General features: G+C 65.8%; 12 protein-coding genes. All 12 read left to right on the top strand.

Annotated elements, in window-relative coordinates; translation table 11 throughout:
• Window position 1 precedes the first annotated feature (1 nt).
• On the top strand, window positions 2–922 hold the full coding sequence (locus tag N826_RS09785) for an ABC transporter permease (protein WP_044428121.1): 921 nt from the start codon (window positions 2–4) through the stop codon (window positions 920–922).
• A 64-nt stretch (window positions 923–986) separates the two neighbouring features.
• Entirely contained in the window at window positions 987–2,624 is a 1,638-nt protein-coding gene (locus tag N826_RS09780) for an ABC transporter substrate-binding protein (RefSeq protein WP_044428119.1), read from the top strand.
• Window positions 2,614–3,585 (top strand): acetamidase/formamidase family protein, encoded by a 972-nt coding sequence (locus N826_RS09775; protein WP_044428116.1) that lies wholly within the window; start codon window positions 2,614–2,616, stop codon window positions 3,583–3,585. Before N826_RS09780 ends, N826_RS09775 begins: the two co-directional genes overlap by 11 nt.
• Window positions 3,492–4,553 (top strand): ABC transporter ATP-binding protein, encoded by a 1,062-nt coding sequence (locus N826_RS09770; protein WP_244619494.1) that lies wholly within the window; start codon window positions 3,492–3,494, stop codon window positions 4,551–4,553. Before N826_RS09775 ends, N826_RS09770 begins: the two co-directional genes overlap by 94 nt.
• Window positions 4,550–5,542, top strand: coding sequence for an ABC transporter ATP-binding protein (locus N826_RS09765; RefSeq protein ID WP_044428114.1), 993 nt, complete (start codon window positions 4,550–4,552; stop codon window positions 5,540–5,542). Before N826_RS09770 ends, N826_RS09765 begins: the two co-directional genes overlap by 4 nt.
• A gap of 234 nt (window positions 5,543–5,776) precedes the next feature.
• Window positions 5,777–7,096 (top strand): NAD(P)/FAD-dependent oxidoreductase, encoded by a 1,320-nt coding sequence (locus tag N826_RS09760; protein ID WP_044428113.1) that lies wholly within the window; start codon window positions 5,777–5,779, stop codon window positions 7,094–7,096.
• A gap of 95 nt (window positions 7,097–7,191) precedes the next feature.
• Window positions 7,192–7,734 carry a MarR family winged helix-turn-helix transcriptional regulator gene (locus tag N826_RS09755; protein WP_211099249.1) on the top strand — a complete coding sequence of 181 codons (543 nt, stop codon included), beginning with the start codon at window positions 7,192–7,194 and terminating at the stop codon, window positions 7,732–7,734.
• Between the two features lie 37 nt (window positions 7,735–7,771).
• The gene (locus tag N826_RS09750; protein WP_044428111.1) at window positions 7,772–9,103 is read left to right on the top strand and encodes an NAD(P)/FAD-dependent oxidoreductase; all 1,332 of its coding nucleotides are present in this window, start codon (window positions 7,772–7,774) and stop codon (window positions 9,101–9,103) included.
• Between the two features lie 62 nt (window positions 9,104–9,165).
• Window positions 9,166–10,854, top strand: coding sequence for a peptide ABC transporter substrate-binding protein (locus N826_RS09745; RefSeq protein WP_044428109.1), 1,689 nt, complete (start codon window positions 9,166–9,168; stop codon window positions 10,852–10,854).
• Window positions 10,855–10,992: 138 nt separating this feature from the next.
• Entirely contained in the window at window positions 10,993–11,943 is a 951-nt protein-coding gene (locus N826_RS09740) for an ABC transporter permease (RefSeq protein ID WP_044428509.1), read from the top strand.
• 19 nt (window positions 11,944–11,962) lie between these two features.
• Window positions 11,963–12,868 carry an ABC transporter permease gene (locus tag N826_RS09735; RefSeq protein ID WP_244619495.1) on the top strand — a complete coding sequence of 302 codons (906 nt, stop codon included), beginning with the start codon at window positions 11,963–11,965 and terminating at the stop codon, window positions 12,866–12,868.
• Window positions 12,868–13,899 carry an ABC transporter ATP-binding protein gene (locus tag N826_RS09730; protein ID WP_244619496.1) on the top strand — a complete coding sequence of 344 codons (1,032 nt, stop codon included), beginning with the start codon at window positions 12,868–12,870 and terminating at the stop codon, window positions 13,897–13,899. Before N826_RS09735 ends, N826_RS09730 begins: the two co-directional genes overlap by 1 nt.
• The last annotated feature ends 2 nt before the right edge of the window (window positions 13,900–13,901 follow it).

Raw genomic sequence — 13,901 nt, 5'->3', positions numbered from 1 at the left:
GATGGCGGCGTATTTGGCGCGGCGGATCGTCCAGGCGGTGCTGATCCTGCTCGGCGTCACCTTCGTGACATTCGTCCTGCTCTATCTTCTGCCGGCCGATCCGGCCCGTCAAATCGCCGGGCGCTCGGCGACGGCTGCCACCGTGCAGTCGATCCGCCAGCAACTCGGCCTCGACCTGCCGCTGTGGCAGCAATACCTGCGCTATCTGGGCAATCTGGTCCAGGGCGACATGGGCCGGTCGTACATCCAGCGGACGGGAGTGGCCCCGCTGGTCTGGAGCCGGCTACCCGCCACATTGCTGCTGATGGCCGGCGCCATCGTCTGCGAGCTGGTCATCGGGCTGGGAGCCGGCATCCTGGCGGCGGTCCGGCGCGGCAAGCCCGCCGATACGACCGTCATGGTGGCGTCGTTCCTGGGGGTGTCCGCACCCCAGTTCGTCGTCGGCATCCTGCTGCTCTACGTCTTCGCTGTCCGGCTTCAGTGGTTCCCGATCGGCGGCTACGGCACCTTCGCCCATCTGGTTCTGCCGGCCCTGACCCTGGGCATCCTGGGCGGCGGCTGGTACAGCAGGATGACCCGTAGTTCCATGGTCGACGTGCTGCGCCAGGACTATATCCGCACCGCCCGCGCCAAGGGAGCGGGTGAACGCCGGGTCGTCTACATTCATGCCCTGCGGAACGCCGTGCTGCCGCTGATCGCCATGATCGGCTTGGACATCGGCATCTTCATGAGCGGCGCCGTGGTCGTGGAATCGGTGTTCGGCTGGCCGGGCATCGGCCAATTGACTTGGCAGGCGATCCAGCAGGTCGATATCCCCGTAATCATGGGCGTCACGCTGACGGCGGCGGTCTTCATCGTGCTGGGCAACCTGCTGGCCGACCTGATAGCGCCGCTCGCCGATCCGCGCATCAAGCTCCGCTGACGTCCACGAGCCTGTTTTCAAGCAGACAACGAACAAAACAAACGGTGCAGGAGGCTTTACGAACATGCGTACCCTGATGCTTTCCACGGCCCTGGCGGCAACGCTGCTGTGTGCCACGGCCCTGACTCCCGCCCTCACCGCTGCCAACGCCGCCGAGATCAAGAATGGCGGCGCCATGGTCGTGACCTACAAGGACGACATCGCGACGCTGGACCCGGCGATCGGCTACGACTGGCAGAACTGGTCGATCATCAAGTCGCTGTTCGACGGGTTGATGGATTACGAGCCCGGCACCACCAACCTCCGCCCCAATCTGGCGGAGAGCTACCAGATGTCGCCGGACGGCCTGACCTACACTTTCAAGCTCCGGCCCGGCGTCAAGTTCCACAACGGCCGGGTGCTGACGGCGGACGACATCAAGTATTCGATCGAGCGGGCAGTCAACCCGGCGACCCAGAGCCCCGGCGCCGGCTTCTTCGGCTCGATCAAGGGGTTCGAGGAAGCTGCCGCCGCCAACGGCGCGCTGTCCGGCATCAACGTGGTAGACCCGCAGACCGTCAAGATCGAGCTGTCGCGTCCCGATGCGACGTTCCTGCACGTGATGGCGATCAATTTCTCCTTCGCCGTGCCCAAGGAGGAGGTCGAGAAGGCGGGCGCCGATTTCGGCAAGAAGCCAGTCGGCACCGGCGCCTTCAAGATGTCGGAATGGACCTTGGGTCAGCGGCTGGTGCTGGAGCGGAACCCGGACTTCCACGAGAAGGGATTGCCGCACCTGGATCAGATCACCTTCGAGATCGGGCAGGAGCCGACCGTCGCCCTGCTGCGTCTGGAGCGCGGCGAGGTCGACGTGCTGGGCGACCCGATCCCGCCCGCCCGCTTCCTGGAAGTGAAGAACAACCCCGCCAACAAGGACCTGATCGCGGTCGGGACCCAGCTCCATACCGGCTATGTCACCCTGAACGTGACCATGAAGCCGTTCGACGACGTCAAGGTCCGGCAGGCCGTCAACATGGCGATCAACAAGGACCGCATCGTCCGCATCATCAACAACCGCGCGGTGCCGGCGACCCAGCCGCTGCCGCCGTCGATGCCGGGCTACGCGCCGGACTACAAGGGCTACGCGTTCGATCAGGCCAAGGCCAAGGCGCTGCTGGCGGAAGCAGGATTCCCCAATGGGTTCGACACCGAGATCCTTGCCAACAACACCGATCCCAACCCGCGCATCGTCCAGGCGATCCAGCAGGATCTGGCCGCCGTCGGCATCCGGGCCGCCGTCAAGACGCTGGCCCAGGCCAATGTCATCGCGGCGGGGGGAGAGAAGGAAGGCGCTGCGATGATTTGGTCGGGCGGCATGGCCTGGATCGCCGACTTCCCCGATCCGTCCAACTTCTACGGTCCGATCCTGGGTTGCGCCGGCGCGGTGCCGGGTGGCTGGAACTGGTCGTGGTACTGCAACAAGGACCTGGACGCCAAGGCGGCCGAGGCCGACGCCATGGTCGATCCGGCTAGCAAGGAAGCGCGTGAGGCCGCGTGGCGGGACATCTACCTGAAGGTGATGGAAGACGCGCCCTGGGCTCCCGTCTTCAACGAGCAGCGCTTCACCATGCACAGCGCCCGCATGGGCGGTCCCGACGCCATCTTCGTCGATCCCGTCCACATCCCGGTCAACTACGAACACGTGTACGCAACCGATGTCCAGTAATCACATCCCCGGCAACCATGCCCATGGCGCAGGCCATACCATCCACCGCCACTGCCACCACCATGGCTGGGACAACAGCTTCACCCCGGCGCTGACCATTGCGCCGGGCGAGACGGTCGAGTTCGAGACCGTGGACAGCTCCGGCGGCCAGCTCGGTCCCGACAGCACGCTGGCTGACCTTGCCAAGCTGGACTTCGGCAAGGTCAACCCGGTGACCGGCCCGGTCTGGATCGACGGCGCCGAGCCGGGCGATGCGCTGAAGGTGACGCTGGTCGGCTTCAAACCGTCGGGCTGGGGCTGGACCGCCAATATTCCGGGCTTCGGCCTGCTGGCGGACCAGTTCACCGAGGCGGCGCTGCACATCTGGAAATACGATGCCGCCGCGATGACCCCGGCCCTCTACGGGCCGGGCGGTCGGGTGCCGCTGAAGCCGTTCACCGGTACGATCGGTCTGGCCCCTGGTGAAGCCGGCCTGCACAGCGTCGTGCCGCCGCGCCGGGTCGGCGGCAACCTGGATGTCCGCGACCTGTGCGCCGGGACCGAGCTGTACCTGCCGGTCGAAGTGGCGGGCGCCCTGTTCTCGGTCGGCGACACCCATGCTGCGCAGGGCGACGGCGAGGTTTGCGGCACCGCCATCGAAAGCCCGATGGACGTCACGCTGAAGTTCGATCTGGTCAAGGGCGCCAACCACCGCTTCCCGCGTTTTACCACCAGCGGACCGGTGACCCGGCACCTGGACGCGGAAGGCTACGAGGTCACCACCGGCGTCGGTCCCGACCTGATGGAGGGCGCGCGGGCTGCCGTCTCCGGCATGATCGACCTGCTGACGGCCCGTCACGGCATGTCCGCCGTGGAGGCCTACATGCTGTGCAGCGTCTGCGGCGACCTGCGCGTCAGCGAGATCGTGGACATGCCGAACTGGGTCGTCAGCTTCTACTTCCCGCGCGTGGTGCTGTCCTGACGCCTCTGCTGGAAGTCGAGGACCTGACCGTCAGCTTCGGCAGTTCGACCGGCGGCAGGGTCACGGTGCTGGACGGCGTCGGGTTCACGCTCGACGTCGGCGCCGTGGTCGGTCTGGTCGGCGAATCCGGCTGCGGCAAGAGCGTCACCGCCATGTCGGTGATGCGGCTGCTGCCCAGCCCGCCCAGCCGGGTCGATCGCGGCGGCATCCGTTTCGACGGCACGGACCTGCTGTCGCTGGACGAACATGCCATGCGCGACATGCGGGGCAACCGCATCGGCATGATCTTCCAGGAGCCGATGACCAGCCTCAACCCGACCTTCACGGTCGGCTGGCAGATCGACGAGGCCCTCCGGCTTCACACCAATCTTGGCCGAAATGAGCGGCACGAGCGCTGCCTGGAGCTGATGAAGCTGGTCGGCATCGGTGCCGCGGAACGGCGGCTGAAGCAGTATCCGCACGAGCTGTCCGGCGGCCTGCGCCAGCGCGTCATGATCGCGATGGCGCTCGCCTGCGAGCCCCGGCTGCTGGTGGCGGACGAGCCGACGACCGCGCTTGACGTGACGATCCAGGCGCAGATCCTGGCCCTGCTGTCGGACCTACGCGACCGGCTCGGCATGGCGATCCTGCTGATCACCCACGACTTGGGCGTAGTCGCGGAATACTGCGATCATGTCGTCGTGATGTATGCGGGGCGGGTGGTCGAGAAGGCTCCCGTGCGTCCGCTGTTCGCCAATCCCCGGCATCCCTATACGGCGGGGCTGCTCGCCTCCATCCCGAAGCTCGACGGCGAGCGGGGCGTCCTGCCGACCATCCCCGGCATGGTGCCCAATCCCGGCAACCGCCCGCCCGGCTGCCCCTTCGCTGATCGTTGCCCGAACGTGCTGCCGCGATGCCGGGTCGAGATGCCGCCGCTTGCGGGCGGAGCGGACGGCCACGCCTTCGCCTGCTGGAACCCCGTTTCATGAGTTCGACCTCCGAACCCGACGACCTGCTGGTGGTCGAGAACCTGACCAAGCACTTCCCGATCAAGGGCGGCGGCGTCATCCACGCCGTCAACGGCGTCAGCCTGCGCCAGCGCCGGGGCGAGACCGTCGGCATCGTGGGGGAATCCGGGTGCGGCAAGTCCACCCTGGCGCGGCTATGCCTGCGACTGGTCGAGCCGACCTCGGGTGAGATCCGGTTCGACGGCGCCGACTTGCGCGCCCTGTCGGCAAGCGCTCTGCGCGCCAAGCGGCGCGACATGCAGATCATCTTCCAGAACCCTTACGCCTCGCTCGATCCCCGGATGAGCGTCGGCGATATCATCCGGGAGCCGCTGGACATCCACGGTATCGGCACTCGCGCCGAACGGCTGCGCGAAGTGGCGGGGCTGCTGGAGAAGGTAGGCCTGCCATCGGACGCCGCCCGGCGCTACCCGCACGAGTTCAGCGGCGGGCAACGCCAGCGCATCGGCATCGCGCGGGCGATAGCGCTGCGGCCCAAGCTGGTCGTTGCCGACGAGCCGGTATCCGCCCTGGACCTGTCGATCCAGTCCCAGGTGCTCAACCTGATGGTGGCGCTGCGGGCCGAGCTGAAGCTGTCCTACCTGTTCATCTCCCACGATCTCGGCGTGATCCGCTACATCAGCGACCGGGTCGCGGTGATGTATCTGGGCCAGATCGTTGAACTGGCCGACGTGGACACGCTCTACGCCGGTCCGGCGCATCCCTATACGCGGGCGCTGCTGTCGGCCATCCCGCAGCCCGATCCGGAGCGGCGGCGGGTGCGCGCGGTTCCGGCAGGCGACCTGCCCAACCCGGAGTTCCCGCCGCCGGGCTGTCCCTTCCATCCGCGCTGCCCGAACGTCATGGACCATTGCCGGAGCGTGGTCCCGGCGGAACGGAACATCGGAACGCCCGACCGGCCGCATTTGGTGAACTGCCACCTGTACGACCCAGCGCCGACGAGCGCCTGAGCCAAATTTTGCGTTCATTGGTTAAAAAATGCTTGACGACATCCATAGTGGACGTTCACCATTATCACATAGAGATCGAAGAAACCGGTCCTTAACTCCCAAGTCAAAACCGTACTGCGGGGCCTGAAGGCACCCTATCCGTAAGTATGCCATAGAATAAGGCCCTTTGCCTGTTTGCCGGGCAGAAGTCCTGTTCAGGCGAGTTCCATCCAACCTTTAGGTCTGGAGGACGAGATGAGGATGCAGAGCGCTCCTCTCGAGCCATCGCTATGGTTCGCGACAGCCAAGGAAGCTCCCGCCACGTTTCCCCTTGAGGAAAGGGTGGAAACCAGTGTCTGCGTGATCGGCGGAGGTTATACCGGCCTTTCCACCGCCCTGCACCTGGGCGAGCGCGGCGTCGATACGGTCGTGCTGGAAGCGGCGCGGATCGGGCAGGGCGGCTCCGGCCGCAACGCCGGGCACTGCACGCCGACCTTCCATTTCTACGAGATCCCGACCATCCGCAAGATGCTGGGCGAGCCCTTCGCGTCCCGCCTGATCGAGCGGCAGTCCAACGGCGCCAATCTGGTCTTCGACATCATCAGGCGCTACGACATCGACTGCGAGGGCGTCCAGACCGGCTACATCCAGGCGGCCCATGCGCCGAGCGTGCTCGGCAAGCTGGAGCGGCGCTGCCGGACCTATCAGGAGATCGGCAAGGCGACGCGGATGCTGGACCGCGACGAGACGGAGCGCCTGACCGGATCGCCGCGCTACTTCGGCGCGTGGTTCCATCCCGAGGGCGGGCACATCAACCCGCTGGGCTATGTCCGGGGTCTGGCGCGGGCGGTGATGTCGGTCGGCGGCAGGGTCTTCACCAACTCGCCCGTGACCGCTATCGTCAAGGAGGGTACGCGCTGGAAGGTCGAGACGCCGACCGGTTCGGTCGTGGCCGACAAGGTCGTCTGCGGCACCGGCGCCTATACGACCGGGTTCTGGCCGGGGCTTCAGGACAGTTTCGCGACGCTGGGCGTCGCCGTGATGGCGACCCAGCCGCTCGGCGACAACCTCCGCAAGGTCATCGCACCTGAGAACAACACCGTCGTGGACAGCCGTGGCGACGCGATGATCTACAAGTACAACGGCGAAGGCCGGCTGGTGACGTCGGCCTTCGTGGAAGGCAAGCGCGGCGGCGACCTTGAGTACACCAAGAACCTGATGCGCGAGAAGCTGCAATGGCTTCTGCCGCAACTGCCCGAAGTGGACTGGCAATATTACTGGTTCGGCGCGCTCGACATGCAGCGCAAGACCATTCCCCGGCTGTTCGATCTGGCGCCCGGCGTGGTCGCGTCGCTCGGCTATTCCGGTCGGGGCGTGCCGACCGGGACCATGATGGGGACGGTACTGGCCGACTGGGCGATGGGAATGCCGGCGAAGGACCTAGCATTGCCGCTGGAGCCGCTGACCCCCGCGCCCTTCTACATGAAGGTGGCCCCGCGCCTGTTCTTGTCCTGGTACCGCTTCCGCGACCAGCGGATGGCGCGGCGCGACGGCGTCAGTCCGCCGCCCTTCTGAAGATCCCCTTTATCATTGCTGAACGGTTGCCAATTCCATGCCTGACCGCCATCTAGACTTGCCGCTACCGACACTCGCGAAAGGCTGCTTCCGACATGAGCATCGGCCGGGTCAACGGGTCGCGCGTCACGCGCCGAACTCCGGGAAATCCCCAGGCGCCGAAAACGATCGACTATTCCAACGTCGATTTCGACATCTTCGGCGATCTCCTGAGCTTCTATGTCCGGACCGTCAACATCCTGGTCAGCCGCGATCTGGACGAGCAGACGGAGGAACTGGCGATGGCCGGCGGCACCGGCAAGATATCGACCTTGCTGCTGGTCGGCGCCAATCCGGGCCTGCGTCCTTCCGTGCTGGCGCATTTCATCCTCAAGGACCGCTCGGCCATGGGAAAGCTGCTGGAGCAGATGGAGCGGACCGGGTTGCTGGAGCAGAAGGTGTCCGTGACCGAGCGCAGGGCGCGGGAGCTTTACCTGACGCCCAAGGGCAGAGCGCTGGCGCAACAGGTCCGGGAGGTGGCGCGGCGGCAGTCCGACGACTTTTTCTCCGTCCTGACCGACGAGGAGCAGGACGCCTTGATGCGCATCCTGCGCAAGGTCTACGAAAGCTACGTCGACAAGGTGCCTTCTCCAACCTGACCGGCACCGCCGTCTACCCTATGCCGGGAGACCTGCGATGAGCGGTCCCCAGGTAGACACGGTGGCGCCGACCGACCAACTCCCGGCGGAAGCGGAGGTGGTGATCGTCGGCGGCGGCATCATCGGCACCAGCACGGCGTTGTTCCTGGCCCAGCGTGGCGTCTCGGTGGTGCTGTGCGAGAAGGGCCATATCGCGGGCGAACAGTCCAGCCGCAACTGGGGCTGGGTCCGCAAGACGCGGCGCGACCCGCGCGAGATCCCTCTGGTCATCGAGAGCCTGCGCCTGTGGGAGCGCATGAACGAGACGGTGGAGGCTGAAACCGGCTTCCGCACCACCGGCATCCTGTTCGCTGCCGAGACCGATGAGGACGTTACCCGCTGCGAGACGTGGCTCGACTACGCCCGCCCCTATCAGCTCGACGCCCGGCTGATTTCCGGCGCCGAACTGGACGCACTGATGCCCGGCGCGTCGAAGATGTGGAAGGCCGCGCTTTATTCGGCATCCGACGGCAGGGCCGAGCCGCAGAAGGCGGCGCCCGCCGTGGCGCTGGCGGCACGCCGGGCGGGTGCGGTGATCCTGACGGACTGCGCGGTGCGCGGGGTCGAGCGGACGGGCGGGCGCATCTCGGCCGCCGTCACCGAGCGCGGCACGATCCGGTGCAAGTCGCTGGTCGTGGCCGGCGGTGCATGGTCCCGGCGCTTCGTCAGCGACTTAGGACTCCGGCTGCCGCAATTGAAGGTCCGCGCCAGCGTGGCCCGGACGGCTCCGCTGGACGGCGTGCCGGAGACGGCGCTGTGGTGCAAGGATGCGGCGTTCCGCAAGCGTCTGGACGGCGGCTACAACATCGCCGACGGCTTCGCCAACGTCGCCCCGATCACGCCGGACAGCTTCCGTTTCTTCAACGATTTCCTGCCGGTGATGAAGATGGACTGGGAAGCCCTCAAGCTTCGCCTGGACAGCCGCTTCGTCCAGGAATGGCGGGAGGCTGCGCCCGTGCCGCTGGACCAGACATCCCCTTATGAGAAGGTCCGGGTGCTCGACCCGAAGCCCGACAGCCGCTTCACCCGAGGCGCTGTCGCCAGCCTCGCGCGCCGGTTCCCGGCCTTCAACAACGCCAGGATCGTGCAGGAATGGGCCGGCATGATCGACGTGATGCCGGATGTCGTGCCGGTGATTTCGGCGGTGGACGAGGTGCCGGGTCTGGTGATCGCGACCGGCTTTTCAGGCCACGGCTTCGGCATCGGTCCGGGGGCAGGCCGGCTGGTCGCCGACATCGTCATGGGCACCAGCCCGATCGTCGATCCGACGCCGTTCCGCTTCTCCCGCTTCACCGACGGATCAAGGCCGCAGCCGGTCTCGGGAATCTGATCTGCGGTCCGATGAGAAAGTCAGATTTGGCGCTTCAATAAAAAACAGGAGGGCTTCACACGATGAGCGGCTGTTCCGACGACAATAACACCGATAGTTTTCTCAACCCGACGCGCCGCCAGTTGCTGGCTTTCGGTCTTGCCGGTGCTGCCGCGGCCTGGATGGGGCCGGTGCTTGGATGGGTTCCCGGTGCCGAAGCGGCGGGACCGCCGGCCAAGCCGACCGGTCAGGCGATCGTCGGCCTGTCGCAGGAGCCGACTGTCTTCAATCCGCTGATGCTTCACATCGAAGTGGATGAGGCCGTCTACTTCAACCTGTTCAGCGGGCTGTGGCGGGTCGATCCCAAGGGCAACTTCACCCCCGATCTGGCCTCCGAGATCCCGAGCCTGGAGAACGGCGGCATTTCCGCCGACGGCCTGACGTGGCGGATCAAGCTGCGCGACGGCATCAAATGGCACGACGGAACGCCGTTCACCGCCGAGGACGTCAAGTTCAACATCGAACTGATCAACAACCCGAACTTCCGTGCTGGTCGCCGCGCCGGGCACGAGCTGGTCAAAGACATCAAGGTCGTCAGCCCGACCGAACTGACGTGGCGGATGGAGAAAGCTTACGCACCCTATCAGGCGATCCTGTCCTGGACCTTCTTCGTGCCCAAGCACATCCTGGAGAAGGAAGCAGATCCGAATACCTCGTCCTTCAACAACAAGCCGATCGGAACCGGGCCGTTCAAATGGGTCGAGCGCGTCCCCGGCGACCACATCACGCTGGCGGCCAATACCACCTATCACGGCGGCGGCCCTTACCTTGAACGTCTGGTGATCAAGTACATTCCGGACATGACCGTGCTGTACACCCAATTCCGCACCGGCGACATCGACTATATCGGCCTTCAGGGCATCAGCCCGGACCACTACGACGAGGCCAAGGGGCTGGCGCAGCGCGACGTGATGCCGGTGCCGCAGCCGTTCATCGAGAACATCGCCTTCAACCTGGGCCTGCCGGTCTTCCAGGACCGCGCGGTGCGCGAGGCGCTGTACTACGGGATGGACAAGCAGAGCATCATCGAAGCCATATATTACGGGCTGCCGAAGGAGTCGGAGGCCTTCCTGCCCGCCCAGTCCTGGGCCTTCAATCCCGACCTGCCCAAGCACAGCTACGATCCGGCCAAGGCGAGGAAGATCCTCGACGACGCGGGCTGGGTCGTCGGATCGGGGGGCGTGCGGGAGAAGAACGGCGTCCGGCTGGAGTTCGTCAACTCGACCACCGCCGGCAACCATGTCCGCGAACAGGCGCAGCAGTTGCTCCAGCAGAACTGGATGGAGATCGGCGCCAAGATGTCGATCAGCAACCTGCCCGCCGCCGTCATGTGGGGCGAGTACTGGATGATGTCGAAGTTCGAGACCGCGATGGTCGGCATCGGCTTCATGATCGGGCCTGACCCCGATGCCACCGACTTCTTCGCCAGCCGCTCGATCGGCGCGCAGGGCGGAGCCGGGCAGAACACGACCCAGTACGCCAGCAAGGACGTCGATACCCTCCTTCAGGAAGGGGCGGCGACGGTCGATCAGGACAAGCGCAAAACGGTCTATCAGAAGATGCAGACCGTGACCCGCCACGACCTGCCGTACCTGCCGATCTTCCAGTACGCGATGGTGTCCGGCACCAAGGCGGGTCTGGCCGGATTCACGCCCAACGTGAACGTCCAGGAGAACTGCTGGAACGCCAATACCTGGTACTGGGCGAACTGACGCTGGCAACTGGGGAAATGACGCCTGGACCCCCTCACCCTAACCCTCTCCCTCAGGGAGAGGGTTAGGGTGAGGGGGTCCAGACTCCAATGTTGCAGGGCTCACCCGACGGAATTCCGCTTAGTGGAGGCCGCAGACGTGGCAAGATTCATTTTCGGCCGCGTGGTCCAGAGCCTGATCCTGCTCTGCCTCGTGTCCATGATCGGGTTCGCGGTGCTGCATCTGGCGCCCGGCGGACCGCTGGCCCAGTTCGCGCTGGTCCCCGGCATGTCGCAGGCCGATATTGCGCGGATCGCGGCGCAGATGGGCTTGGACCGCCCGCTCCCTATTCAATACTGGGAATGGTTCACCCGGCTGCTGCTGGGCGACTGGGGCAATTCGTACCGCGACAGCCAGCCGGTACTGAGCGTGATCGGCTCCCGTCTTGGAGCGACGCTGCAACTGATGGTCACGGCGACGCTGATCGCCATCGTGCTCGGCGTCTGGATCGGCGTGATGGGCGCGATCCGGCGCTATTCGGTCTTCGACTATCTGGGCACCATCGGCGCGATGATCGCGTTGTCGATCCCGACTTTCTGGTTCGGGCTGGTGATGATCTACATCTTCTCGGTCAAGCTGGGCTGGCTGCCGTCAGGCAACCGCTCCACCGTCGGCGACGGCTCGTTCTTCGACTATGCGTACCATCTGATAGCGCCCTCCATCGTGCTGGCCCTGGTCGAAGTCGCGGTGTGGAGCCGCTACATGCGCTCCTCCATGCTGGACGTGATCAACCAGGATTTCATCCGCACCGCCAGGGCCAAGGGGCTGCCGGAACGGGTCGTCCTGTTCCACCACACGATGCGGAACGCCCTGCTGCCGATGATCACGCTGGCCGGGCTGGAACTGCCGGTGCTGCTGAGCGGCGCCCTGGTCACCGAAACTGTCTTCACATGGCCCGGAATGGGCCGGCTGTTCCTGGACTCGCTGGGCTACCGCGACTACCCGGTAGTGATGGGCATCCTGATGTTCTCGGCCGTGCTGGTGCTGGTCGGCAACCTGCTGGCCGACTGCTTCTGCGCCATCGCCGATCCGCGCATCCGGCTGGATTGACCATGAAGGGATGTAACCGATGATGGTCAAGGCCGTCGATTACCTCGAAGAAGACCCCGTACTGACGGTGGTCAAGCAGCCGCGCTCCGCCAACCGGGCGTGGCAGCGTTTCCGGCGTCACCGGCTCGCCATGTTCGGCGTCTTCATGATCGTGCTGCTGGTGCTGGCGACGGCGGTCGGGCCTCACCTGATCCCGTTCGACGACCTGTTCATCGACATCCGGAACCGCTTCGCGCCGCCGCTTTCCGGCGCCCATGTGCTGGGCACCGATCCGCTTGGGCGCGATCTCGCGGCGCGGCTGCTGATGGCGGGGCGGATCTCTCTGACGGTCGGGTTCGCCGCGATGGTGATCAGCACGATCATCGGAACGGTGATCGGCGTGGTGGCCGGGTTCTACGGCCGGATCGTCGGCACCATCCTGATGCGGTTCGTCGATGCCATCCTGTGCTTCCCCACGATCTTCCTGGTGCTGGCACTGGCGGCCCTGATCAAGCCCAGCGTCGTGACGATCACGCTGATCATCGCGGCGACCGGCTGGATGGAAGTCGCCCGCGTGGTCGAAAGCCAGATCCGGACCCTGCGGGAGCGCGACTTCGCGACCGCTGCCTTGATGATGGGCGCGTCCGACCGCTATATCATGTTCCGCGAGCTGATCCCCAACGCCATCGGCCCGATCGTCGTGGCGGCGACCCTGTGCATCGCCCGCGCGATCCTGATGGAAGCCTATGTCAGCTTCCTCGGCTACGGCATCCAGCCGCCGGCTGCAAGCTGGGGCAACATGCTGAACAACGCCCAGCAATATCTCGGCTCGGCGCCCTGGCTGGCGATCTTCCCAGGATTGATGATCACGCTGGCCGTGACCAGCTTCAACTTCATCGGCGACGGCCTGCGCGACGCGCTGGACGCCCGCCTGGACGTGTCGTGATGGCTGCCGACATGGATGCCTCCTCCGTTCTGGATGTCCGGAACCTCGCCGTCTCGTTCAGGACCGACCGGGGGGAGGTACCCGCCGTCCATGACGTCTCGTTCACGGTCAAGCCGGGGGAAACGCTGGCGCTGGTCGGGGAATCCGGCTCGGGCAAAAGCGTCACCAGCCTTGCCGTCATGCGCCTGACGCCGCCGGCGCCGCAGGCCAGCCTTACCGGTTCCATCCTGTTCCGGGGCCGGGACGGGCAGGTGCGGGATCTGGCGACGCTTGCCGAGCATGAGATGCAGGCGATGCGCGGCAACGAGATCTCGATGATCTTCCAGGAGCCGATGACCTCGCTCAATCCTGTCCACCGGATCGGCGACCAGATCGCCGAAGCGGTCAGGTATCATCGCAAGGTGGACCGGCAGGCGGCCCTGGACCGGGCGGAGGAGTTGCTGGTGCTAGTCGGCATCCCCGAACCGCGCAAGCGCCTGAAGTCCTACCCGCACCATCTCTCAGGCGGGATGCGCCAGCGGGTCATGATCGCGATGGCGCTGGCCTGCGACCCGAGCGTGCTGATCGCCGACGAGCCGACGACCGCCCTGGACGTCACGGTCCAGGCGCAGATCCTGGAGCTTCTGAAGGAGCTTCAGGAAAGGACCGGGATGGCGGTAGTCTTCATCACCCACAACCTGGGCGTCGTGGCCGAGATCGCCGACCGGGTGATGGTCATGTATGCCGGCCGCATCGTCGAGCGCGGCGGCGTCGTGCCGCTGCTGAAACACCCGCTGATGCCCTACACCCACGGACTGCTGCGCTCGGTTCCCCGGCTGGAACTGGCGGCTTTCGGGCAAGCCAAGCTGGAGGCGATCCGGGGCAACGTGCCCGATCCGACGCGGATGCCGCAAGGCTGCTCCTTCCACCCGCGCTGCGATCATGCCGAACTTGGCCGGTGCGACAGGACGATCCCCATCCTTGAGGAGGCTGAAGCCGACCATTTGGTGCGCTGTCACCGCTGGCGCGCCATAGCCTCCGTGGAGGCGTGAAG

Source organism: Skermanella aerolata KACC 11604 (genome assembly GCF_000936425.1).
GTDB lineage: Bacteria > Pseudomonadota > Alphaproteobacteria > Azospirillales > Azospirillaceae > Skermanella > Skermanella aerolata.
This window is presented reverse-complemented; position numbering and strand designations above follow the sequence as displayed.